The organism is Tissierella simiarum (assembly GCF_018917865.1).
Taxonomy (GTDB): Bacteria; Bacillota; Clostridia; order Tissierellales; family Tissierellaceae; genus Tissierella_C; species Tissierella_C simiarum.
Window position 1 is genome coordinate 107,930 of the sequence record NZ_JAHLPM010000002.1, and the last position, 26,571, is coordinate 134,500.

Sequence of the window (26,571 nt, forward strand, 5' to 3'; positions counted from 1 at the left end):
GCATTTTTTTATCTTTATTATGCTGCTTTTTCTCCACCTGGAAGTATCATATTTAATATTATTGCTGTAATAGTTCCCGTAGTCATTCCTGATTGGAATATGGTTGAAAAAGCTTTTGGGAAATTATTTAAAATTTCAGGTCTATATACAACGGATAATCCCAAACCAATAGCTATTGCTACAATCAAACTATTTCGTCTATTAAAGTTTACATCTTTTAATATCTTTAATCCACCAACTGCTATCATACCAAACATCATAATACCAGCTCCCCCTAAAACAGGATTAGGCATTATAGCTACTAATGCTCCTAACTTGGGAAAGATTCCTGATAACATAAGTATTATTCCAGATAGCATTACTACATATCTACTAGCAACTCCTGTTAGAGGTATAATCCCTACATTTTGACTAAAAGATGTATGAGGTCCTGCATTAAAAATACCAGCCAAAAAACTTCCCACACCATCTGATAATATTCCTGCTGATAATTCATCACCAGTTATTTCATGTTCACTAGCAGAAGCTACTGATATCAAATCTCCTATGGTTTCTATAGCTGTAACAATATAGGCAGGTAAAAAAGTTAGAATAGCAGTTATATTTACATCAATTCCAAATTTAAAAGGTCTAGGGAAAGAAAGCCATGCTGCTTCTTTCACTGGTGTAATATCCAATAAACCCATAGGAATAGATATAATATACCCAGATATAATACCAATAAGAATGGCTCCAACACTAAAAAATCCTTTGCCACTTTGATTTAATAAAACAATAATAGCCATAACTATGAAAGATAATAATATGTATTTCAAACTACCATAGTCTGAAACTCCCGATCCTCCAGCAGACCAGTCAACAGCTACAGGAAGCATAGTTAGTCCTATTAAAGTAACAACTATTCCTGTAACTGCAGGTGGAAAGAATCTTCTGAGAGGTTTAATAAGCCGACTTAAAATCATTTCTAAAAAAGAACCAAATATAGTGGCTCCAAAATATGCAGGTAATCCAAAGGCTGTACCTACTGCAATTCCAGGCCCTACAAAAGTAAAATCAGTCCCCATAATGCAAGGTAATCTTGAACCTATTGGACCTACTCCATGAGATTGAATAAGCGTCGCTAATCCAGATGCAAACAATGTAGCACTTACCATAAAAGTCATATCCGCTGGTGATAATCCTAATGCCTGCCCTACTACTAAAGGTACTGCTACAATTCCGCTGAAAGCTGCCATAATGTTTTGAATGGCTAATGCTATAGCGATTTTTAATGGTGGTTTATCATTGATGCGATATATTAGCTCAGACCCCACTTTTTCTTCTAAAATATCATTAGACATCTAACCCCTCCTAAAACAATTTTATACTTTACCACACTCCCACTCTAATATGATTATATATCTTTATGAAAAAGTCTTTGTTATTATTCTACAATAATTTTAAAAGAGCATAGATAAAAGCCTTGGATATTTTTTATTCTCCAAGGCTTTTATCTATGCTCTATTTTACTAAAAGTTCTCTAATCTTCAAAGCAATTTCAAGATTTAATCTATCATTTGAATCATCTAAATTCATTCCTGTTATTTCATTGATTCTATTAATTCTATATAAAATAGTGTTATAATGGGTATACAAATGTTCAGACATCCTTGTTAGATTCCCATTAAACATAAAATAAGCTTCTAAAGTTTTAACTAATTCTGTGGATTTTTTATTATCATAATCTACTAGAGGTTTTAAAGTAGTTGCATAAAAATCCTCTAATTCTTCTGTTAAAAAGTCCTGACACAATATTTTAAATATACCTAAATCATCAAAGTAGACTACTTGTCTTTCTGTAAGGATTCTTCCAGTCCTTATGGTTTTTATAGCATCTGCAAAGCTTTTACTTACATTGATAAGTCCTTTATAAGCCCTACCTACTCCAATCTTTACTTCTAAGTTCTTAAATTTTTCGCCTAATTTTTCAACTATCATATCATTAAATCTTCTTAGTCTGTCATCAATAGACTTTTTGTCTTTAAATCCTAATAGTATTTGAATTCCATTCATCTTGCTTGCCACGATTCCCTCTATTTTAAAATAATCTATTATTTCTTCTACCGTTGTGACAGTCCTATTAATGTAATCTTGAATAAAGTCTATAGAATATTCATCATTTTCTTGTTTATCAAATTTAAACTTGAAGCTCATTACTTCTATTACATAATAATCACTAGGATTTAAGTTAAAAAATCGTGCCCTCTCCAAAGCTTTTCTCTTTCTCTTTGAATCTACGGAAATTAAATCCTCAAAATACTCGGATCTATATCTTATCTCTATTTCTTTAATAGAAAGCTCCTGCAATACCGCTAAAGCTATAGTAGTTGTTGCACTTTCTATAATGGATAAATCAAAACCACCTAAGGGCGTATTTGTTGACCAAGAAAATATATGGCCATATACATTGTCTTTAACAACTATTGGCATGACCATTCTTTTAACATACTTTCCATTTATGAGCATTTTCTCTTCATCTAATTTTTTCAACTTACTTTTACTACTATTTGGATTATAAAATCGCTTTACATCTTCCCGAATTTGATTTCTTGTAATATCATCTACGTTTTCCAACTGCTCAATGGTATCGTGGGAAAAATTTAATTTTAATATTACAGGATTCTTAATATTTTCTTCGACTATTTTAGTTAATTCTTCTATTCCATTTCCATTAAGCATTACATTTATAAATCTTCCATGGACTTTCTCTATTCTTTCCAGCAAGGAGGCTTGTTTATTGAATATTGCTTTAATTGTAGACAGCATTACATCTGATAAAGGTATGGAATAGTGGATATCTATTAAAGGAAAGCCTAATTCATCCGCAAGATCTATAACTTCCTGTGAAAGAAAATCTAAATAAGGATGCACTTTTATTCCAATACCAGAAAGCTTCTTCTTTGAACATTCTTCGATAAGATTTTTCTGTACTTCAGCATTTTCTTTTTTAAAAAAATATGCAGTTGTTAACAAAAATTCCCCTTCACTTACCCAGTCAATTATATCTGGATCTGCCATAATATTTACTCTAGTTATTGTATTTCTAGCACCTTTAGATCCAGCAATTAAATTAGAATCTCCCATAACCTCTAACTTCAACATATCTTCAACACTAATTCCATTTTGCCCAGTCATGGTACCTACTCCTTAAATTTAAAATATAGTAATTTTAAATCTTCCCCATAATCTCTTTTGATAACTAGAAAATAAACTTAATACTTTCATGAGCTCATATTAATTTCCCTTATAATACTCCTTCGTTAAAATTATAGCACTTAAGGAAATTATTATCTACTCAATATTCTGAAATATATAAATTTATTTTTTAATCACCTATTAACTTATCTTTATAAAGATAATAGTTAAAATTCGGGTTCTTCAACCTTTCTTCCTCTTATGTATCTCTCAACTATATTTCTATCATCTCCAATATAGATAAACTTTTGTATTCTTTCTTCTAAGGATAGGGGCTCTATATCTGCCAGCGAAGAGTCATCTATTATTAAAGCATCTAACTCATAGCCTTCTTCAAAGCTTCCAACTTTACCAAAGAAACTTCCTCCACCTTTTGTTCCTAAGAAAAAAGCTTCACTAATAGTAATTGGTTGAAGTTCTTTATTAGTTTCGAGCCATTTCATCTTTGAACTTTGGATAGCTGCCACCATAACGTCCGCCATACTTATACAATGTCCTCCTGCCATATCTGTACCTAAACCTAAAGGTACACCTTTATCTAAGAACTTTCTTACTGGCATAATTCCACTAGAAAGATCAAAATTTGAATGAGGACAATGGGCAGCATATACTCCATTCTTAGCCATTAATTCTATTTCTTCTTCAGTATTATATATGCAATGACCCATAACAGTTTTAGTCTGACCAAACAAACCATATTGATTGTACACACTTGCATAATTAGCAAACTCTGGATACAATTCCTTAACCCATGCTAATTCTCCTATGTTTTCACTAAGGTGAGATTCAACGGGTAGATTGTATTTAGATGCAAGATAGCCTAAACTTTCAAGGAGTTCTACAGTACATACAGGGGCAAATCTTGGAGCAATAATGGGTTTTACTAAATCTGATTTATCTTTATATTCTATTACTATTTCTTCTGTATCTACAATTGATTTTTTTGTATCCTCCGTAATATAATCAGGAGAATTTCTATCCATGTTTACCTTTCCTATATATGCTCCTAATCCAGATTTTATGAATAAATCAAATAAAAGCTTTGTACTTTCTTTATGTATACTGCTAAATATTACACAGCGAGTAGTTCCAACTCTCCATAACTCTCTAATCAACTTAGTATAAACTTTTTTTCCATACTGAATGTCTTCATACTTCTTTTCTTCTGGAAATGTATAAGTTTCAAGCCACGGTAAAAGTTCCTTATCTAACCCTAATCCCCTATTGGGATATTGGGGAGCATGAAGATGTAAATCTATAAACCCTGGTATTATAATCTTATTACTAAAATCTTTTATAACGTAATGTTGGTATTTCTCTTCTAATTCTTTAAATATTCCTACTACCTTCCCATTTTCTGCTACTATATAAGAGTCTTTGTGAATTTCAAATTTTTCTTTAGTCGGAGTAAAAACTATGTCACCTTTAAGTATTATTTTATCTTCCTTTTGTTTCATATTCATCACTCCTTGGATTTTTAATAATAAAATTGGTTACTTTAATAAATTTTCTAAGCTGTTTAATATATCCATTTTTAATACAAAATTGAATCTGTTATATAATATCATAATATAAAAAAATAAGCCTTGTTAGTTTACTATAAAAACTTTTCTTTTCTAATTTAAAGTGTTATAAAATTTTATGAATATTTAATAATTTAATCTTTTCTATAATAAAAAAAATAAGCTAGTTTTAATCACTAACTTATTATTTATATAACTATTTATTTAATGTATCATTTTAATCTATGCTAACTTTTTCTTTAAAGTAGTTAATTCTGCAGTATTCATTGTAGTCTGTCCTGCTATATGTCTTATAGCAGCTTCCATAACTTCTATTTTCCCATCAAAGGTGTCCATCATTTCCTTATGTTGTTTTTCATTCTGTTCCATATGATTTACTTGAACTTCTATTATAGTCTTGATGTCTTTTTCCATACTTTCCTGATTCATTTCAATCCTAGTAAGTCTAGAGGTAGTATCGTCTTTGAATTTTGTCATATCGCTTTTGAATTCTGTCATTTCACTCTTAAATTCTGTCATATCAGTTCTAAATTCCGTCATATCGTTTTTAAATTCTGTCATCTCATCTTGAAATCTCTCCGATCTTTCTTTAAAACCTGTCATTTCATTTTTAAAACTTAAAAACTCAGAATACATTTTTTCCAGCAGTTCAAAAGTTTTGTCATCCATAGATTTACCTCCTCTCTCGTATTATTCCCTTAAATTTATTATATCATAATATCTTATGGAAAAAGTACTTAAAATAATTTCATGCCCATTTCTTTTATATTAAAAATACTGATAAAACCAGCTCCTAAGAGCTGGCTTTATTATACACTTTTAATCTTCATGAACGACTTCGTTTAATATAATAATACGTCCTTCAGTCTTTGGTTCTATAGTTTTATGATTTAATAAATATTCTTTAAAACTATCTCTTAAATAAAATTTAGTCTTTTGTAATAATTCTGCATCATCTTTAAGCATAGTAAATTTATCTCCTCCACCACTTAAAAAGTCATTAGCAGCCACTTTATATTTCTTATCCATTTCTAGATCTTTACCATTTACCTTAATGTCAACTATTCTTTCTCCCACTTCCTTATTTGCATCAAAAGTATAGGAGATTCCTGATACTTGTAAGAATGATCCTGCTGCACTTGGATATTGAGAAACTCCATGCTCTAAAGCAGCTTTTAAAGTTTTACCTTCCATTTCTAAAAGCACTACTGCATTATCAAAAGGAAGTACTGTATAAACATCTTTTAATGTAATATTTCCTTCTTGGATACTAGCTCTAACTCCACCACCATTTAATAAAGCTGCATCTGCTCCTGTTATTTCTACTAAACTATCAGCTATTACATTGGCTAAGTTGGATTCTTTACGTCTTGTAGTTCCTCTTTCTCCATCTAAAGCTACTTTTGTAGTTCCTACAATTTCTTCCATTTTAGCGTCTAACTCTTTAGTATATTTTTCCGTTAGTTTAACTGCTTCACTATCTTCTTCTAGATTTTCAGTCATAAAAACATGTCCAAAATTAAATCCTAATTTTTTCCCATTAAGCATATTTACATTTGTTTGAGATACAAGCTCCGCATGTTTTCCTGAAGAAATTAACCAAGAATCCTTGATCTTTTCTGGATAAGCAACGATATCAGTTCCTCCACCAAACATAAGGTCTATTCCATCTACCTTTTCTGGTAATACTCCGTTATCTGTGTGTAAATGTCCTAATACTATTATTAAATCTACCTTGTCTTTTATAGCTTCAATCTCTTTTTTAGCCGAATCAAAATGATTTTTAAACTCTATACCTTTAACATTGTTTGGATGAGTATAGAAGCCACTATTATGGTCTACTACTCCTACTATACCAACTTTTATTCCGCCTACTTCTTTAATTATAGAGGGTTTTAAATAATCAGGATATTTTTCATTGTAATAAGTATTTGCTGATAAAAATGGAAAATTAGCTAGTTTTGCATTTCTTTCCATCACATCTTGTGGAAAATCAAAATCATGGTTTCCCAAAGTCATGGCATCATATCCCATCATATTCATTAGCTCAATAACTGGTTTTCCTTCAAATAAGTTAGCCACATTTGTATTATAAGGAGCATCTCCTATGTCTACTAATAAAGTATTTGGCTGACGACTTCTAACATCATCAACTAATTTCTTCATCTTTGCCATTCCGCCAATAGGTCTATTAGCTCCACTTGGTGTATATGGTGTTATATGCCCATGGATGTCTGATGTAGCTAATATAGTTATAACTTTGAACTCTGGATTTGAAACTAAAATATCTAACATTCCAGCTGCTTCTTCTCTACTTATATTCTCCTTTGATGTTATATATTCTTCAGGGAAAATATTTAACTTCTTTAACTCTTCAACATAATCTACCTTTTCATCTACACCAAATAATACTTTACCTAGTATATTGAAAAATTCTTCTTTAGTTACAGCAGTCTTTGGATTAAAGTTTCCATTCTTGTCTACTCCAATTGCTCTAACTTTTATCAAACCCTCAATCCATTTTTCTCCCCAATGAGATTTTATGTCTTCTGCAGAATTTACTACAAATCCATCATCTATTACTCCTAGCGTATCTACATATGTATATTTTTTCTCTATTTTTTCTTCCACATCTAGTGGAAATATTTCTGGTAGATTAAAAGCTCTAACCATTAATGCAGATACTTCTGCTTTAGTTAAAACATCATCTGGTCTAAACTTTCCATCTTTAGGTGTTACTATAATTCCCTTTTTATTTAAATTTAATATAGCTTCTTTATAGATACTATCATCAATATCTGTAAATATACTATCTGCCATTACTCCTGGAACTATTGATAATATAATAGCTAGAGCGAGAATTAACGATACCGTTCTCTTTCTTATATTCATATAAATCCCTCCATTAGTTATTTTTATAACTTATGTATTCGACATAAATCTATATTATCCTGCATAGTACGACATACAATTTACAGAAAAATAATAATAACTTCCTTATTGTGGTACTGGACATTGAATAGAAGTTATCTATATATGAATTTTATGCTCAATTTTAATGTTACTAGTATCTCCTATTTCAAATCCATTAGTCTCCTTGCCACTAAATAATGCAACATATCCATTTGCAGGATAAAAATAAACCTCTTTTGGAGTACCAAATTGAACAATATTACCTTTACCTATGATAAATATTTATCATAGGTAAAGGTAATAGATTAAAATAGACTCTTTTATTTTTTAAATGTTCTTCTGATCCTTTAAAAATAGTTTCACATATATTTTAATATATTATTGTTCCACTTTCTCCGATTAAAGCTTCTTTTGCTTTTTCTAGTGAAGCTATTATAGCTTGTCTTCCTTTTTTAGATTCAGCAAACTTTATTGCTGCCATTACTTTTGGAAGCATACTTCCTGGAGCAAATTGTTCTTCTTCAATATATTTATAAGCTTCCTCTACTGACATCTTTTCTAAGTCAATTTGATCCTTCTTACCAAAATTAATAGCGATTCTATCTACAGCTGTTAAAATAAATAGATAATCAGCAGCTATTAACTCAGCGATTTTCTCACTGGCAAAATCCTTGTCTATTACACAATTAATTCCGTTATAAGCAAATCCTTCTCTAACTACAGGAATTCCTCCCCCTCCTACAGTTATAACAATATGTCCACTTTCTACTAAAGTTCTTATAGATTCTTTTTCTACAATATCTATAGGTTTAGGTGAAGGTACTACTCTTCTATATCCTCTCCCAGAATCTTCTACCATCGTATATCCTTTTTCTACTAATAGAGTTTCTGCTTCATCTTTAGAATAAAATTTCCCTATGGGTTTTGTGGGATTTTTTAATGCCTCATCATTTTCATCTATTACTACTTGAGTCACAATAGTAGCTACATGTTTCTTTATATTTCTTCTATTTAATTCCTCATATATTCCATTTTGAAGATGATATCCAATATATCCCTGACTCATTGCAACACATTCTGGAAAAGGCATAGAAGTTCCTTCCATAGCTAAATTAATCATTCCTACTTGGGGTCCATTTCCATGGGCAATTATAACTTCATGTCCTTTCTCAATAAGATCGACTATTGGTTTTGCCGTTTCCTTAGCTATTTGTAGCTGCTCCTTTGGAGTTTCACCTAATGCATTACCACCTAAAGCAATTAATATTCTACTCATAATCTGCCTCCTGATTACTATTTATTAAATTCAAGTATTGCTTTTTTAAAACATTCCATTGGTGGATTAACTAAACCAGCACCAACTTGACCTATTCCTGCAACTCTATGTGCCATTCCAGTATTTATTATTGGTAAAATTCCTTTTTCCATTACCTTAATTATATCTATACCTATAGCAGATCCACGGAAATCTAAAGTTGGAATAGAATAATTTGTATTTTCACCTACAGTTATTTCATACATTTGTTCACTATAACCAATGGCATCCTCAACGGTTCCCCCTACAAATTGAACTATAGCTGGAGCACCTCCCATAACAAATCCTCCTATACCCATAGTTTCTGTAATAGAACTATCTCCTATATCTGGACTGGCATCTTCTTCTTTAAAACCAGGGAACATTAAACCTTTTATCATGTTTGCAGGAGCAGTAAACCATTGATTTTTACCAAGTCCACTTACTCTTATTCCAAAATCTACACCATTTCTAGCCATAGTAGTTACTATAGTTGAATTTTCTATTCCATGAGCTGCATCTGTGGCGGCTTTACAAGCTGGCATAGATAAGTTTAGAAAATAATGATCATTCTCTTTCATAAACTTTAATACTCTCTTGACTATAGCAGAATCCACATCGGTTTCTAATATATAAGGGGTTATCTCTCTAAAGAACAAGCTAGTAGAAGCTTTGTTTCTATTATGACATTCATCTCCCATATGAACTCCTTGAGAAATTATGGATTTTATGTCTATTCCATCTTTTATATTACTTAGTGCCTTTTTTATAGTAGGAGCAAACTCATTTTCCAGCCATTTAAGTCTTTCTATAACCTCATCATTAAAAGCACCATATCTCAGAACCTTTCCTAAACCTTCATTAATTGTACAATAACTATAGTTTCCATAAGTTTTATTATAGATTACATGTACTGGCATAGAAGGAGATACAATTCCAGCCATTGGTCCTACTGTGCAATGTTCATTACAAGGTGCAAATTCAATTTCTCCTGAAGCTGCTATTTTTTTTGCTTCTTCTTCATCTTTAGCTAATCTTTCATAAATTAAAGCTCCTATTATGGCCCCTTTCATTGGTCCAGCCATTCTTTCCCATTCGATAGGTGGTCCTGAATGAAGTATCATATTGTCTTTCATACCTGGAATCACATTTATTGCCTTATCTACGTCTGCTAAAATTGGATGAGAATTCATCATTATCTCAACAGTTTTTTCATTAGCCTCCTTTATATCTTCTCTAGAAGAAAGCTTGTCCACTATTTCTAAAATTTCTATGTCTCCGCCTGCAGGAGGAGCCCAATCTAGTTGTAATACTTTTTGACCTTGAAGTTCTAAATCATCTTTAAATTTATTTGTTCCTATATTTAATATTTTCAATTCTTCTGAAAACAACTTGTTAATATTGCTCATTTTAAATCCTCCTAATTAGATAATATTTCTATTACTATATTTGCTGCTTCCATATTACTTTCTGCCATTAGTACTCCTTCTTCTTCTAACATTTTTCTTTGCTTCTCATAGTCCTGCTTATCCTTATCTGTTCCACAAATATAAGCTACAAAAATTAATTGTCTTCCGTTAGAACTAGCAATACTTTTAGCTTCTTTAATGGCTTTTATGGTAACACCTACAGGATCATCATGAGAACCATATCCTAGCTCAAAATCCAATAATATAAGAGCTACCTCTTCATCTTTTGCTTCCTCTATGATTTTATCTAATCTTAAAGTAGGTTCTATCATAGGATGGGGTTTCCCTACAGTAAATTCATCTTCCCCTAAATCAATTAATATATTGCCAGAGTAACCCGTTATACTTTCGAGTTTTTCTCTCTCATCTTTAGCTACATTGCTTTTAATATGGTCAAATTTTCCTCTTAAAATAGATAAGGCTTCTGCACAAAGAGTGCCTCCGCAAAATAAGCCTCTAAAATACTTTTGTTCTGGTTTTAATATTTTTTTAAGTTCATTAGCTTTTTCAAATAGTTTAGAGTTTTCTTCTTTAATTCCTTTTTTATCTATACCTGCTATTTCTACAGCTTTTTTTGCGGCTTCATATAATCCATAAACGAAGGCAGCCTTTGAATCATTTTCTTCCTCTCTATTTCCATCTATAAAGCAAACAACTACAGGTTTTTCTACACTTTTTACTTCTTCTAATATTTTCTTTTCTACAGATTTTGCAGGTGGTTTAGAAACAAGAACTATTACTTCTGTATTTTCATCTCTATTTAAAGCCTTTAAGCTTTCTATCATCATTATTCCACCAATTTCTTCTTTAAGATCTCTTCCACCAGTACCTAGGGCTTGTGAAATACCGCCTCCAAGTCTATGAATTTGAACCATAACTTCTTGAAGTCCTGTACCAGAAGCACCGACTATTCCTATATTTCCTTTCCTCACTTCATTGGAAAAACATAATCCTATATTGTTTATAGAAGCAGTTCCACAATCAGGTCCCATTACAAGGAGTCCTTTTTCTCTAGCTATTTCTTTTAACTCTTTTTCTTCTTCTAGAGTTACATTGTCACTAAAAAGCATTACGTGTAAATTGTTTTCTAAAGCTTTTCTTGCTTCTCTTCCAGCAAACTTTCCTGGAACTGAAATTACAGCTAAATTTGCATCTTGAAATTGCTTCATAGCCATGTCTATAGTTTTAGGTATTTCTTCTTTACCTTTACTTTTCTTTTTATTCTTTGGATTTAGAAGTTCTTCTGCTAATTTTAATGCCTCTTCATAACTATTTTCATTTTCCGCTTTTATAGCAATTATTAAATCATTATTTCCAGCATTATGAGATTCTTCTGTTGCCAGTCCTACATTTTGTAATAATTCCTTATTCATTTCTGTAGCCATAGATACTACAGCTTCTTCTACACCCTTTAAGTCTAATATTTTACTGGATAAAGACATCAAGGTAACAGAATCATAATAAGCATTTTTTCTAATTATTGTATTTTTCATAGTTTCCATTCCTCCATATTGAAATTGTTTATTGATAAATTAAATGCGGTAACTACTCCAATGGCTAAATCAGTTCCGGAAGAAGATCCAATGTTTAATAGGTTTTTGAAAGAAAAAAGAAATCGATCCTTATTTCCATCTAAGAAAGAATTTATAAAGTTTAAAACATATTCTCTAGCTTCACCTTTTAAAGTAATTAAAAGCATTTGTTTGCTTACATCAGTAGTGGAAATTTTATTTATATCTATTAAATCTGTTAGTTTCTCTTTTATTTTGGTAGTATAATCTGTTGATATAATATTAAAGGTGGATAAAAAACCAGTTAGAAAATCATCTCCAGAAGGAGTCAACCCTACTCCAAATCCGATTAAAGAATTTATCTTATCTTTATCTATGACTTTATAGTTTAAAGTATCTAATAATATTTCTATTCTTCTTGCTAATTCTTTTTCTATTAGAGTTGGTTTATGATTTTTTTCTTTTAAATAATTTTTCAAATAAAAATATTTACATCCACCATAAGAACCATTACTTAGAATTAAATTATTGAAATAATCTATGTTATTGGTAATTATACCTTTGTCCAAGTCTTTCCTTCCATATAGAGCAGGATTCCATAATAGACTTTTAGGACTTATATTTATTTCTACCTTATTGTCTATGACAAGGTTATTGTCTACTTTAAATAATAAATTTCCTTCTTTTAAATTTAGATCTTCAAAGTTTATATCTTCACTATCTATTCTTAGGGTGAAAGGACTATTATCTATATTCTTAGAGCCTATTGTATACATACTTTTTTTCTTATCTAAAAAATTAATAGTCCTAGAATAGATGCTGTGTATTTCTCCTATCTTTTCTCCATTTTTATTTTCATTAAAATGTCTAATAAAGTGTTTATCATAGGTAGAAGCATTAAATTTTATTATTTCATATTTTTCTTTACTCATAAGTCATCCCTACCTAATATGATTTTTACGTTTTTTTATCCATATTTGATTTATAAACAATGAATATTTACTTAAAATCCTATTCATTCTCTGGTATACATAAATTTAAAATTATTGATACTAATGCCGCTGGAACTACTCCTGAGGTCAGAAAAAGCTGTAGATTTCTAGGTAATTGCTGAGTAGCCTCTGGTACTAAATTTAACCCAATGCCAATACCTAAAGATACTGCTATTATCAACATATTTCTATTATTTAGTTTTATATTCCTTAGTAAAGACAAACCAGACACAGCTACCATAGAAAACATAGCAATAGAAGCCCCTCCTAAAACTGGCTCTGGCATTATAGCTATTAAAGCTCCAACCTTAGGAAATAAAGATAAAATTATTAAAATAATTGCACCAATTTTTACAACATATCTGCTAAATACGCCTGTTAAATTGACTACTCCTATATTTTGGGTATAAGAAGTATTTGGAAATCCATTAAATAAAGCAGAAATACTACTTCCCAATCCATCAGCTATTACTCCGCCGCTCATTTCCTCATCTGTAGCTTCTCTTCCTTCTGCTCCAATAGTAAGAGCAGATATATCTCCAATAGTTTCTATGGCTGTAGCCACATACATGAAAAGCATAGCTATAATAGCCGTTGGTTCAAAAGACCATTTATATTTAAAAGGTTTAGGAAATGAAAACCAACTTGATTCTAATACTGGAGTTATATCTATGATTTTAAAAAGTGCAGATATTATATAGCCAACTATTAGTCCTATTAATATAGACGAGGATTTTAAAAATTTATTATTGCTTTGGTTAAATAAAATAATTGTAACTAGAACTACTGTTGAAATAAATAAGCTTGTTAAATTGCCCATATCCGTATTTCCACCTGCTGCTTGTCTGATTCCAACAGGTATAAGTGTTATTCCTATAGTTAGAACAACAATGCCGGATACTAAAGGGGTAAATATTTTCTTTAATCTTAAAAGATTTTTTCCTAAAAATACTTCGAACAATCCTCCAATAAAGCTTGCTCCTAAAACTCCCCCTATTCCAAAATCCTTAGCTATAGCTAAAACTGTAGGTATAAAAGCATTACTAGTTCCCATTACTATTGGAAGACCAGAGCCTATTCCTTTATACTTCATTATTTGGATAAAAGTCGCTACTCCAGCCATAAATAAGGCACATTGTATTAAAAAAGCAGTTTCACTTGGGGGTAAGTCTAGCAAAGCTGACAATAAAAGCGGTACAGTAATATTAGCAGCAAACATAGCCAAGATATGTTGAAATGCTAAAGGTATTCCTTTTGATAATTCAGGCTTATCATCAATACCATAAATAATATCCATTTCAGTTTTTTTGTTCTTCATAATATCACCCCTATTTTATGAAAGGGACTAATGATGAACCTATCATTAAATCCCCTTCCTTATAGTTTTCTATATTACTATAATGCCAATTACAATTAACAACACTAATGTTCCTAGTATATACTTTAAATTTCCCTTTATAACATCTATTATGTCTATATCAAAGCCTTCTGCTAAAGCTGCAACATTTATTTGAACAGGACTTATTTGAGTTCCAAGTCCCGTTGCTATTGCTACAAACCCCATAGCTTCTGAAGGCAATCCTAAAGCTGACAAAGTAGGAAGTATTAAAGTCAAGACTCCAGCTGTAAAAGCTCCAGAAGGAATAGCTATTAGAAATGCTATAATCATAGCTACAGGCAATATTATGGATTCAGGTACATTACTTGCTAAGGCAGCTAACTGTTGAAAAGTTCCGAGCTCACTAACCATATTTATAAAAGATAGAAATATTCCTACTGCAAACAAAGTAGTTAAAATAAACCTAGAACCATCAATTAAAGAGTCACAAGTTTCAGTAATACTTAATGGAGTTAAAATTACCGTTAAGATACCTGTAAATATAACAGCTGTTGCAGGTGAAAATAGATTTATTCCAATTAATGCATTTAACTTACTTCCCCCTACTACCATAACCAACAAAGCTATAGCTGGTATAGATTGTTTTAGAAGCGTTTTATTGCTTTTGTCATTACTATTATTTTCTTTTTTTACATTTTCTTTTATTAAAACTCCCCTTTTATGAACACCATAAATAGCTAGTCCAGCAGCTAATAAATAAAAAGCTATAGTATAAGGTCTCATAGCTGCTGCATGGGCTATTACATCTCTTCCAGCACTTTCAGCAGCCAATACAGTTTCTGTAGAAGCCGGAGAAGTAGTAAATCCTACTGCCGAAACTATAGCCATTGCTGCAATAACTTCAGGTACTGCTCCTACTGCTGCTGCTACTAATGGAGCTGTAACCATTGTATTTCCTGCTCCCATGCCTGCCATATACGTTGCGAATCCTTGTATTAATACTATAATTCCAGCTAATACGCTTATTTTTCCTTTTAAACTTCTTCTAGATAATTCTACTAAGGATTCTATACTTCCAGCCTTAGAAACCATTGCAGCCGAAGCAGCATAGATTATCGGTATCGTAATCCCTAACATATTAGATATACCACCGACAAACATTTGAGCTGCCTTTGAAAATTCTAATCCACCAATTAAAATAGCTAGAATTCCTCCTACCAATCCTGCAAAGAGCATATGCTGTCTTTTAAATAGAAGTGCTAGTATTACAACTAATGGTATTATATTTATTAATAAACTCATATATATTCGCCTCCTTAGTTATTGTCTTTCTAATTTGTTCTGAAAATATTTTCTGCAAAGTATCCAAATATATTAGCTTGTCTAATTATTGAATCTACTTTAGTTACAGCATCTAAAACTATAAAGTTTGCTTTCTTTCCTTCTTTAATTTCATAACCAAAACCTAAGGATTCTCCCGAAATTATAGATACCATATCAAACAATTTATTTAAATCTTCTTCTCCACCCATGTGACATCCATGAGCAGCTATTAATACTTCTTCTAACAAATTTGCATTTCCAAAGGGATTGAAAGGATCCCTAATGTTATCAGAGGCAATAATCACAGGTATTCCCTCTTCTATTAGATACTTAACAGGTGTTATACCTCTTCTAATATTTTTCTTATCTCCTCTTCCTTGTAAATATAGGTTAGTAGAAGGAAGAGAAATAATATTTATCTTTGCTCTTTTAATAAGATTAATAATAGGTAGTATATCTTCCCTTTCATTAGCCGCTAGACTACAACAATGCCCTGCTGTTACTCTTCCAATATATCCATTTGCTATAGTCATTTCTCCTAAATCTTTAATAATTAAAGATTTAGGATCATCAGTTTCATCTATGTGCATATCAATATCCACATCATATTTCATCGCTAAATCAAATATAATATTCATATGCTTTATTGGATCTTCTTCTATGGCAGGTATGCCACCAACCAAGTCAACACCCATCTTTAGAGCTTCTTCTAGATAAAATTGAGACTTACTATTTTGGTTTATGCCATCTTGAGGAAAAGCTACTATTTGAATATCTAATACTTCTTTATATTCTTCTCTTAATTCTAATAAAGCTTCTATAGATTTTAATTGAATCTTGTGATCTACATCTATATGAGTTCTAAGAAATCTAGTTCCATTTTTATAAGCAAGATCTAGAATCTTCCTAGATCTTGCTTTTACATCTTCTTTTGTCATATTGGATTTATATCTACTCATAATTTCAATTGCTTCAAATAAAGTACCACTCTTATTCATTACTTTTTCTCCAATTAGAGCCTTATCAAGGTGCATATGTCCATCTACGAATCCATTTATAATAATTCTATTTTTTAAATCTACAACTTTAACATCTAAAGTTGTAGACTCAAGATCATCACCAATTTTTTCAACCAATCCGTCTTTAATATAAATATCTTTTATTTCATCAGTAAAAGGGAAATATCCATTTTTTAAAATATAATTCATTTCATCTCCTCAACTTCTAATTATTTTTCAATAATAACAGCTACTGGTCCCCCTCCAGCTGGACCTTGATGTTCTGCTCCACCAGATACATAGACCATAGGATCTCCTACAATTGAAGCTATAACTCCATTGACTACTGCTCTAGCATGACGAGTATGATTTATATCTGAATCTGTCAGCATAGTGTTTCTTCTATTTCTTACATATCCGTCTGGAGAAGCTTCTGCTTTGGCAAGTACATTTACTATTCTCTTCTTGTCCTCTTCTGATGGCAGTTTATCTATTTCCAGTCCACTATCCTTTATAGCCTCAATAACTCCTTCTAAATCTATAGAATCCTTCATAACACTATGGCCTATTCTATACTTACTAATAGATTTCTTAGAATTACCCATGAGTATGATTTCACAATTCATTAGTTCCACTCCTGCAGAGGTTGAAGCTACTTTTGAATACAAGGACCAATCCTTTAATATGGATTCTTCCGTAACCTTTGACTCGTCAACTTCTTCTAAGGCAACAGCTACTCCAAGAGCAGAGGCTCCCCTTGAATATCCCATGGATTTATAGGTATCTTCTACCACAACAGACTTTCCTCTTGATTTAGCTTCCAAAATTCTATCAGAAGTTAGCAAAGGACATTTTATTTGTACAAAATGAACATCTTCCTTGTTATCTATTCCTGCAGATTTCATAAGATCCAAAACTACTTTTTCCACTTCTTTAACCATAGTTAATGTACCTATTTCTTCAGGTAAAAAATCCCTAGTAAAGCCAACACTAACAGCCAAAGATTTATCTTCTGTTTCTACTTCATCTATTTCTCTTTTAGTAAAAATGGTAGCATGAGGAGTCATAACCCCTTCAGTTCCTCCTGACATTACAAAAGCCACCTTTTCTTCAACTTCTTCTTCAGTTTTTCCAAGTTCTTTAGCCAAGAAACTTCTAAAGGCAAAAGTGCAAAATCCTCTAGTAAAATCGTTTACACAGCCATTACCTTCTGTTTTTCCTAAAACAGCTACAATCTCACTGGAAACGATATCCCCAGCTTCAATCAATTCTTTTAAACCAGATACATCATCGGGTCCTGCCATAGGAATTCTATAAACTTTTACATCCATCATTTTCTTTACCTCCTCGTTTTATATTTATTAATTTTTATAATAATTTTTTATTTATCTATTGAAATATAATAATTCAATTCTTATAAATTTAAAAAAGTCTTTTTAATGTTATCCTTGATAAAATCATAGCATACTATTTTTTTTGAGTCATTATTATGTCTAGCCAAAAAAAACGAGTATCATTGTTAACTATTAACAACGATACTCGTCTTATAATAACCTCCATTGTCATATTAATACACTGTTAATCTGGATTTGCCATAAGCCATAGATAAATATTATATGCTAATACTAATTCACCAATGGCAAAACCATTTTCTATATCTATTCCTAACTCTTTTATTCTCTCTATTCTATAACGTAGTGTATTATAATGTATAAATAACTTTTTTGCTGCCTTCTTAGCATTAAAATTTTCTTCTATTAAAACTTTAAGAGTCTCCATTAGTTTCATATCTGTTGTTTTATCATAATCTATTATTTTTCCTAATTTATTTTCTACATATTTAAGCAAAGTATCTTTATCCTTTACTTCCTTTATTATATTGAACATCTGATAATCATCATAATGACTAACAAAAGAACCTTGATTTAAAACTGTCCCTACAATTAAACTATTATGTGCTTCTTTATATGCTAAGGGAAAATTATCAATACTTTTTACCGTATTAGAAATGCCAATCCCCACTTTAACTTTATCCTTTAATCTTTCAACAATTAATTTTCCAACTTCAATAGAATTTTCTTTAATACTATTCATAAATATAGCATTAATAAATACTACGAGCGAATCATCTATATATACAGTTTTAAATTTATTTTTATTTACTAACATCTTTTCTTCAAAAGTCTTTTCTATGAACTTTGAATCTAAAATATATTCATATACTTCCTTCTTCCTTTTTTCATCATCTATTAGTACCTTTATAATCATTATTATTTGGGGGAATTCCATATTCCACCCAAAAGTTCTAGCTTTATTAATGGTATCTATCTGGGAAGATATTTTACCCTGTAAAATATCTCTAATAAATGCATCTTGGAAACTTCTTTCCTTCTCTAATACAGCATAATTTTTATAGAATACAGAAGCTATTAGTAAAGAAGCTTGTTCAACAGCTACTATTAAATTTTGATTGTTAACTTCTCCTTTTAATAATACAATGTATCCAAATTTAGTTTTTCCTGCATTTATAGAATATTTTATATAAGACTCTTCCAAATATTCTACATCTTTTACTTTAACTATAAATTTATCCTTCCCATAATTATTAGAAGAATATATTATTGAAACTTCCTGTTTCATTAAATCGTCAGATACACATATAATATTTAAATCATTGTCTAATAAAAGAACAGGAAACTTTACTATTTCAGATAAATTATTTACTAAAGAATTTATGTCTTCTCCTCTTAAAAAAAGACTCATAAGACGTTCATGGACATAGTTTCTAAAGTTTAATATATTTATATGCTTATTTAAGGATAATTCAAGAATCTCTGTTACTAAATTAGATAAATTAGCATCTTCAGGTAACTCTATAATTGGAAAGTCTAAATCATTAGCTTGTTTTATCATTTCTAATGGTATTTCCTTTATATATCTAACAGGTTTTATACAAATACCAGCTAATTCTAACTCGGAAAGCTTGGGAATAAGCTGGTTAGTGGCATCCTCATTGTTATATATTGGATAAAGAGTAGTAATCAATAAACTATGAATATTTACATATGGAAATATATCTGGAACTTCCATTAAAGTAGCATTATTTACAATATTAGATAGTCCCCTCTTTCCAGCAACTATTTTAGCATTTTTAAACCCGTCTAATTCTAATACATCCTTTACTGTTATAAGCATATGAATCATCCATTCTTTTAATTTAAATATATTACTATTATTATACCAAAATAAAGCGATAAATTGAAAATATTTTATCAATCCAGTAGAAATATAATTTTAAAATCACAATTGATTATACTTTCATCTCTATATAGTATGTTTTTATGGTATAATATGGTAGGCTGTTTCTTAATCTTACCTCCTCTGTAAAGCAAAGGAGGTGATTATTTGAGGAGCACATTGACAAAAATCTTGGCAAAGATTAAGAAACTAAAGCTAACAGCCATTATTGATGGAATCTATAAGATTCTGCTAATTATCAACTTAGTTTTAAACATTTTAAGAAATAAATAATGGCAAAACCCCTCAGAACTTCCACTTCTGAGGGGTTTTAATTTTGATTACTTGATTCGCACATTGACGTTTTCTTTTTACACTATCATTATAACACAAGTGAGCATTTTGTAAACAACTTTTTAATACTTAATTTGTTAAATGATAAAATCTTGAAAAAGATTAAGAAACTAAAACTAAAAGCTATTATAATAAAGCTTAATTATATATAGTATGCCCAAAATGTTAAAAAATTATATCTTGAACCTTAGTTTCTGCAGCATAAAAGTAAAACTACTCTTAAAAGGGCCTTATTATAATATATCAATTTCTTCTTTGCTAAATCCTGTTAGTTTCGTTATAACATCTATATCCGTTCCTTCTTTTATATATAATACCCTATTTAAGAATTTACTGACAAATTAATCCTTCTATATTTTATCATTTTAAATGCAATTAGAATATCTTCCCATTCTGATTAAACTATATTTCTTATAATTTAACATAAAATAATTGTTATACTTTGTATTAAATTGTAAAAAAATCGGGGAGTAAAAACGTTTACAAATATACTTTCATATGGTAAAATGATGGCAAAATACAATTATTTTCTAAAGGGATGAGTATAATGGTAAAATATAATGATTTATCCATTGGGGAAAACTTGAAGAGAATAAGACAGGAACTAGACTTAAAGCAGTATGAAATTACAGGGGGAGAAGTTACAAGAAATTTAATAAGTATCATTGAAAATAATAAAACTCCTCTTACTGAAAATAACGCTAAGCTAATTTGTCGAAATATTAATAAGATTATGGAAGACAAAGGTTTAGATATTATTATTGATCCCGAAGACATTTTTAACCCCGATAGATATGAGGCTAAGAAACAAGCTGATTTATATATTGAAGAATTGGACAAGCTACTTTCAACTAAAAACTATAGCATCGAAACAGAGTATGTAAGTGAAATAGAATTATTTTTAAATAAGTGGAATCTAACGGATAAGAAAATAAGAATTTATGAAATTCTAGGAGATATTTATAAGGATTTAAGGGATTATACTAAAGGATATCACTATTATATTAAAGGTTGGGAATGTGTTTTTAATTATCCAGATAGAAAGTTAAACTACAGACTTATGAAAAAATTAATAGCTAATTGCATTATTATAGGTAAATATAGAGAAGCCATTAATTTATTTGATTATGTGCTTGTAAATAGAAAAAATATACCAGATAAAGATATGGTTGTTTTTCACTATAATAATGCTCTTGCCTATGAATATTTAAATCTAATAGATGAAAGTTTGGAACAAATAACAGAGTCTTTAAGATATATAGAAAAATCAAACTATAGAGACTTAGGAAAAATATTAATTCTTGAAGGCAATTGCTATTTTGAAATTGAAAATTATGATGAAGCCTTAAAAAGCTATAATAAAGCAGTAGATGCATTAAGTTTAGGAAATTATTATGATGAATTACTTTTATTGTATGCTAATATGGCAGAAGTATATATAAAAATAAATTTTAAAAATAAATCTATAGAATATATAAATAAAGTTTTAGATAATATTACTAAATTAAATAAGGACTCAAACTATTTTTCTAAATTATGCAACCAAATTGCTACTGCATACAATCATTTAAATGAATTTGATCTAGCAGAGAAATATTATAATGAATCATTAGTATATGCTAAAAAAAATAATCAACATAATGTTGTTAAAGAAAATATACTAGGACTATTTAATATTTACTATAATAAATTAGATAATAATAAAATACATAAATTATTTGAAGATTATAGAGATGTCATATTGAATATTTCATTAGATAATGATATTCTTTTAATGTTGAAATCCTTAGAATTTTACATAACTAATAAAAATGAGATTAAGGCATTGGAACTAATTGAAACTTTAATAATAAACAATGAAGGAGGAAAAAAAGATGAAAATTAAAAAAGCATTAGTAGGATTTGTATCATTAGCATTAGTATTGGTTAATTTAAACTTAGGGCTTAATTTACACGTACAGAATCCAGAGCCTATGTCAACTCTTAGTACATCATATTATGTACAAAATCCAGAACCTATGTAAACCCTTAGTACGTCATATCATGCATTAAGAAAATAAAAAGATAATACAATAGCTATCTCAAAATGACTTTTTAATCATTTTGAGATAGCTATTTTTCAGCTTCTACTATGCCACACTAAAATAAACTTAAATATGCTTCTATTACAAGGTTTTCATTTTAAAAGTACAAATAAAAAACAGTAGCCTCCCCTCGAAAAGAAATCTACTGTTCAAAAAACTAAAACTATAAATAAAATGACTTCAAAAGTCGAATCTCTTTCTACTCTTAATATACCACCTCTACACCTGTGAATTCATAATCTTTTTTAAATTTTTACCTGAGAAACGATTTCTTCCAACTTATCTGATACTTCTTTATTCCTTTCCATTATGGAATTAATATTGGTTATAGCCCCCACCATATTCATGTTCTTTTCTGCTATGCTAGTAGTCGCCGTAGTAGATTCTTCTACTGTAGTGGCTATATCTTTCATAGAAGAAGAGATCTCATTTATAGTTGCTGCTAATTCTTCTGATGTGGCAGATAAATCAGAGATAATATTGTTCAATGAAGAGCCATCATCTTTATATTGATTTACTGCACTTACCATCATTTCGTAATCTTTAGTTACATCCTTTTCTAAGAAATCTATTAAATTTGACATATTGTTTACCAATTGGTTTACAACTTCCGTTACATTACTTGTTACAACCTTTATTTCCTCAACCGTCGAATAAGAGTTTTCTGCTAGCTTCCTTATTTCATCAGCTACAACAGCGAAACCCTTTCCAGATTCTCCTGCTCTCGCTGCTTCAATAGCTGCATTTAAGGACAGTAAACTAGTTTGTTCTGAAATTTCTAGAATCGCATTGGATAATATATTTATTTTTCCTACTTCCTTTGAAGATACTATGGCTTTTTCTACTTCTTCTCTTGTATCGCTATATATTCCTATAGATCTATCTCTTGCCTTAATAAATTGACCACTTAGTTCTTCTGCTCTTATACTTATTTCATTTGAAGTAGCAGATCCATCTTCTACTTTTTCGGCAAAATCTGATATAGCTCTTTCTATTTCACCGGCAGATTCATTTATAGATATAGTAGAAGCTGAAGTTTCTTCCATACCTGCTGACAGCTCCTCTGTAGTAGCTGATGTATCTTCTGCTTGAGAAACTAGAAAATTTAGCTTCTCTAAAGTTTCCCTGTAGATTACATTGGTCACATCAATGGATTCTTTCATATCATTTATAAATACTCTCAGCTTATCAATAATCATTTGGAAAGACCTATACATATTTCCAATTTCATCTTTTCTATTAATGCCTTTAGGATCCATGTCTTTTCTTAAATCTAACATACCTATATCTTCAGCTGCTTTTACTGAGGCCTTTATTGGTTTAGATATTGAATTTCCTACATAAAATGATAAAATAATAGCTAAAATAAGTACAACAATAGTAGTGGTAAAAGTTAAACTGATTGCATCATCTACCACTTTTAAAGTTTCTTTCTCAGATACTGCTAATCCTATTTTCCAATCTGATTCTTTTATATCATTAAAAAAGAAAAATCTCTCTTTATCGTCAAAATCTTTAACCTTTTTATTGGCCAAACTCAAGTTTTCATTTTCCATTATTCCCATTAGTTTTCCATCTAATATATTATTTATATTAATATATCCCTTATCTGCGGTAGGCTTATATTCCTCGCTTAAATGAGTTATAATATTACCTTTATCATCCATTAAAAAAGCATAGGAATCATTACTTACTTCTACATTAGATACAATATTAACTAAATGGTTTATGGCAATATCAGACCCTATAACACCTAATATTTCACCATCTATTTTTATCGCCTTGGACATTGTAATAACCATGTCTCCTGTTCTTGCATCGATATCAGGTTTTGATATGTATATACCATCTATCATTATAGCTTCCTTATACCATTCCCTTTCAGTTATATCATATTCAGCAGGCGGTATCCACCCAGTTCCGGATACAAATCTTTTATCTGAAAGGCCTATATAATATGCATTTCCTTCATTTTTCTCGCTTTGACTTTCTAAAAATTTGTAAACATAATCATAGTCATAATTATTATTGTATAATATACTATTTAAGGTCTCATCTAAAGAATCCTTTTGGAGTGCCATCCACTTATCTATTTCACCAGCTGTTATAGTGGAAATTCCTTGGGTATTGGAATTGACTTCCCTTTCTAATCCTTTAATAGAGACGTTATAATTAATTAGAGATATAGATATTATACTAATGATACAAATAAGTACAGTAAATAAAATTATCTTTGTTCTTATCTTCATCTTTTATCCTCCTTTTCATTGTATTAAATTATTATTTTAATTATTTAATATATTTTGTAATAATTCTACATTTATTTACAAAATCCTCTAAATTTCCAAGAAATATAATATGTTAATGAAAATCTCTAATTTAAAATTTTCTAGTATCGCCCCATATATAGGAAATTTAATAAAAACCAAATCAGTTGATGAAATCAATTAATTAGTATATAATTGTGTATTATAAAATTGTCTTATAGGAAGTAAAAAATATGAAAAAATTCGCAATAATATTGTTTACACTTGTTATTTTAATCGGAATATTCGTAGAAATCTTTAATTTCCCTATAACTGAGTTAAGTTATGTAATGGCAGAAAAAGAAAAAACTGCTTCAAAAATTCCAGTACTACTATACCATCATCTTTTACCAAAAGAAGATATTAAAAAGTATGGATGGCGTAAAAATGGAAGTGTATTAGCTGTAGAGACCTTTAAAAAACAAATGGATTATCTTAATAAAAAAGGGTTTTATACAGCTACCCTAGACGAGTTACAAAGTTTTATTGATGGAGATATAACTTTACCTACAAAAACTGTAGTTATTACTTTTGACGACGGTTATTTAAGCAATGGTATATATGCCTATCCAATAATGAAAAAGTATGGTTTTAAAGGAACCATATTTTTAATTGGCAGTGCTGGTGACAAAGAGCCTCAATCCTTTAATCCAAATACATTAGAATTCATTAATATAAATACAATAGGTAAATATAAGGATGTATTTGATTTCCAAAGTCATACTTATGACTTACATCGTATGGATTCTAAGGATAGACCATTATTACTTATATCAGATGAAAAAAAGATAATTGAAGATATTACAAAGAGCAAGGAACAATTAAACGCTAAATATTTAGCATATCCTTATGGTAAATATGATGGAAACTCTATTAAATGTTTACAGCGAGTAGGATATAAAATGGCTTTTACTGTGGAACCTGGGTACATAGAAAAAGATTCTCATAAATATGAGTTACCGAGATTTATTGTCTCTCGCAGGAAAGCTCCTTTCAGAAAGTTTAAAAAAATTGTAAATGGAATATATTAAAATTATAAAGGAGCAGTAGAATATTCTACTGCTCCTTTATAATGGACTCTATATAGTTATATTATTCCTTTTTCTACAAGCCATTGTTTTGCTACTTGTTTAGAATCTTTTTTCTCTAGATCAACTTGAGCATTTAATTTAGCCATTTCTTCGTCTGTTAACTTTCCAGCAATTGAATTTAAAACATCTTCAAGTTCACTATATTCTTCAAGAATATCATTCCTTACAAGAATAGCTGCATCATAAGGGGGAAAGAAGTTTTTATCATCTTCTAGTATCTTTAATCCAAAAGCAGGTATTCTTCCATCTGTTGCAAAAGATACACTTATGTCTACTTGCTCTTCTTTTATAGCAGTATAAGCTAAACCAGGATCCATTGCCTTTACATCCTTAAACTCTATTCCATAAATTTCTTTCATAGAATCGTAGCCGTCTTCTCTTTCTAAAAATTCCTGAGTAGAAGCAAAGGATAAATCTTTAGCATGATCTTTTAACTGAGAAATAGTTTCTATGCCTATTTCATCAGCCATTTCTTTCCTCATAGTAATAGCAAAGGTATTGTTAAATCCTAAGGGTTCAAGCCACTTTATACCAAAATCATTGTCATACCTTTCCTTTACTACTCTATAAGCTTCGTCGGCATCTGCTATTACTTCTTCTTTTAAAACACTTACAAGACCAGTTCCCGTATAATCTACCATAATGTCTACATCTCCTGATTGTAAAGAGCTGGTAACTACACTAGAACCGCCTAAATAAGGCTTTCTATCAACTTTAATATCCGTTTTAGCTTCTATAAGTTCAGAAACAATATTAACTAATATATCCTGCTCTGTAAAATCCTTTCCTCCAACTACTATCTTTTTAGAAGAAGAGCTTCCACATGCTGCTAAAGAAATAGATAATATTAACATTACAGCTCCTAAAACTAATTTTTTTCTTAACTTTCTAATATCCATTAAT

The 26,571-nt window shown here is 30.0% G+C and carries 20 protein-coding genes; 4 read left to right on the forward strand and 16 right to left on the reverse strand.

Annotated features, from left to right (window positions below; translation table 11 throughout):
• Positions 1-17: 17 nt before the first annotated feature.
• From KQI42_RS02945 to KQI42_RS03010, 14 genes are all read right to left on the reverse strand, one after another.
• Positions 18-1,340, reverse strand: a complete 1,323-nt coding sequence (locus KQI42_RS02945; protein WP_216516581.1) for a nucleobase:cation symporter-2 family protein — start codon at positions 1,338-1,340, stop codon at positions 18-20.
• Between the two features lie 160 nt (positions 1,341-1,500).
• A complete protein-coding gene (locus tag KQI42_RS02950) occupies positions 1,501-3,174 on the reverse strand; it encodes a PucR family transcriptional regulator (RefSeq protein ID WP_216516584.1) in 1,674 nt (557 codons plus the stop codon).
• A gap of 227 nt (positions 3,175-3,401) precedes the next feature.
• Positions 3,402-4,691, reverse strand: coding sequence for a guanine deaminase (gene guaD / locus KQI42_RS02955; protein WP_216516586.1), 1,290 nt, complete (start codon positions 4,689-4,691; stop codon positions 3,402-3,404).
• Positions 4,692-4,979: 288 nt separating this feature from the next.
• Entirely contained in the window at positions 4,980-5,426 is a 447-nt protein-coding gene (locus KQI42_RS02960; RefSeq protein ID WP_216516589.1) for a hypothetical protein, read from the reverse strand.
• A gap of 150 nt (positions 5,427-5,576) precedes the next feature.
• Positions 5,577-7,649 carry a 5'-nucleotidase C-terminal domain-containing protein gene (locus KQI42_RS02965; protein ID WP_216516590.1) on the reverse strand — a complete coding sequence of 691 codons (2,073 nt, stop codon included), beginning with the start codon at positions 7,647-7,649 and terminating at the stop codon, positions 5,577-5,579.
• A gap of 391 nt (positions 7,650-8,040) precedes the next feature.
• Positions 8,041-8,946 carry a carbamate kinase gene (gene arcC, locus KQI42_RS02970; RefSeq protein ID WP_216516592.1) on the reverse strand — a complete coding sequence of 302 codons (906 nt, stop codon included), beginning with the start codon at positions 8,944-8,946 and terminating at the stop codon, positions 8,041-8,043.
• A 17-nt stretch (positions 8,947-8,963) separates the two neighbouring features.
• Complete coding sequence (locus KQI42_RS02975) at positions 8,964-10,373, reverse strand: YlbE family protein (RefSeq protein WP_216516594.1); 1,410 nt, start codon at positions 10,371-10,373, stop codon at positions 8,964-8,966.
• Positions 10,374-10,384: 11 nt separating this feature from the next.
• The gene (gene fdrA / locus KQI42_RS02980; protein ID WP_216516597.1) at positions 10,385-11,926 is read right to left on the reverse strand and encodes an acyl-CoA synthetase FdrA; all 1,542 of its coding nucleotides are present in this window, start codon (positions 11,924-11,926) and stop codon (positions 10,385-10,387) included.
• Positions 11,923-12,876, reverse strand: coding sequence for an oxamate carbamoyltransferase subunit AllH family protein (locus tag KQI42_RS02985; RefSeq protein ID WP_216516599.1), 954 nt, complete (start codon positions 12,874-12,876; stop codon positions 11,923-11,925). The genes fdrA and KQI42_RS02985 overlap by 4 nt, the downstream gene beginning before the upstream one ends.
• A 79-nt stretch (positions 12,877-12,955) precedes the next feature.
• The gene (locus KQI42_RS02990) at positions 12,956-14,254 is read right to left on the reverse strand and encodes a uracil-xanthine permease family protein (RefSeq protein WP_216516601.1); all 1,299 of its coding nucleotides are present in this window, start codon (positions 14,252-14,254) and stop codon (positions 12,956-12,958) included.
• Between the two features lie 69 nt (positions 14,255-14,323).
• Positions 14,324-15,577, reverse strand: coding sequence for a hypothetical protein (locus tag KQI42_RS02995; protein WP_216516604.1), 1,254 nt, complete (start codon positions 15,575-15,577; stop codon positions 14,324-14,326).
• Positions 15,578-15,606: 29 nt separating this feature from the next.
• The gene (locus KQI42_RS03000; protein WP_216516606.1) at positions 15,607-16,806 is read right to left on the reverse strand and encodes an amidohydrolase family protein; all 1,200 of its coding nucleotides are present in this window, start codon (positions 16,804-16,806) and stop codon (positions 15,607-15,609) included.
• Between the two features lie 20 nt (positions 16,807-16,826).
• Entirely contained in the window at positions 16,827-17,930 is a 1,104-nt protein-coding gene (gene atzD / locus KQI42_RS03005; protein WP_216516608.1) for a cyanuric acid amidohydrolase, read from the reverse strand.
• Positions 17,931-18,174: 244 nt separating this feature from the next.
• A complete protein-coding gene (locus tag KQI42_RS03010; RefSeq protein ID WP_216516610.1) occupies positions 18,175-19,791 on the reverse strand; it encodes a PucR family transcriptional regulator in 1,617 nt (538 codons plus the stop codon).
• 210 nt (positions 19,792-20,001) lie between these two features.
• On the opposite strand from KQI42_RS03010, the gene KQI42_RS21220 reads away from it, so the two are divergent.
• The 3 genes from KQI42_RS21220 to KQI42_RS03020 all read left to right on the forward strand — a co-directional run bounded on the left by KQI42_RS21220 (position 20,002) and on the right by KQI42_RS03020 (position 22,211).
• Positions 20,002-20,127, forward strand: a complete 126-nt coding sequence (locus KQI42_RS21220; protein WP_281420276.1) for a hypothetical protein — start codon at positions 20,002-20,004, stop codon at positions 20,125-20,127.
• A gap of 607 nt (positions 20,128-20,734) precedes the next feature.
• Entirely contained in the window at positions 20,735-22,072 is a 1,338-nt protein-coding gene (locus KQI42_RS03015) for a helix-turn-helix transcriptional regulator (protein ID WP_216516612.1), read from the forward strand.
• On the forward strand, positions 22,062-22,211 hold the full coding sequence (locus KQI42_RS03020) for a hypothetical protein (RefSeq protein WP_216516614.1): 150 nt from the start codon (positions 22,062-22,064) through the stop codon (positions 22,209-22,211). Before KQI42_RS03015 ends, KQI42_RS03020 begins: the two co-directional genes overlap by 11 nt.
• Positions 22,212-22,516: 305 nt before the next feature.
• Here the strand turns inward: KQI42_RS03020 and KQI42_RS03025 are convergent, their stop codons facing one another.
• Positions 22,517-24,520, reverse strand: coding sequence for a methyl-accepting chemotaxis protein (locus tag KQI42_RS03025; protein ID WP_216516616.1), 2,004 nt, complete (start codon positions 24,518-24,520; stop codon positions 22,517-22,519).
• A gap of 251 nt (positions 24,521-24,771) precedes the next feature.
• Between KQI42_RS03025 and KQI42_RS03030 the strand changes: the two genes are divergently transcribed.
• Positions 24,772-25,608 (forward strand): polysaccharide deacetylase family protein, encoded by an 837-nt coding sequence (locus KQI42_RS03030; RefSeq protein ID WP_216516618.1) that lies wholly within the window; start codon positions 24,772-24,774, stop codon positions 25,606-25,608.
• A 56-nt stretch (positions 25,609-25,664) separates the two neighbouring features.
• On the opposite strand, the gene KQI42_RS03035 is transcribed toward KQI42_RS03030, so the two are convergent.
• The gene (locus KQI42_RS03035) at positions 25,665-26,567 is read right to left on the reverse strand and encodes an ABC transporter substrate-binding protein (RefSeq protein ID WP_216516619.1); all 903 of its coding nucleotides are present in this window, start codon (positions 26,565-26,567) and stop codon (positions 25,665-25,667) included.
• Between the last annotated feature and the right edge of the window lie 4 nt (positions 26,568-26,571).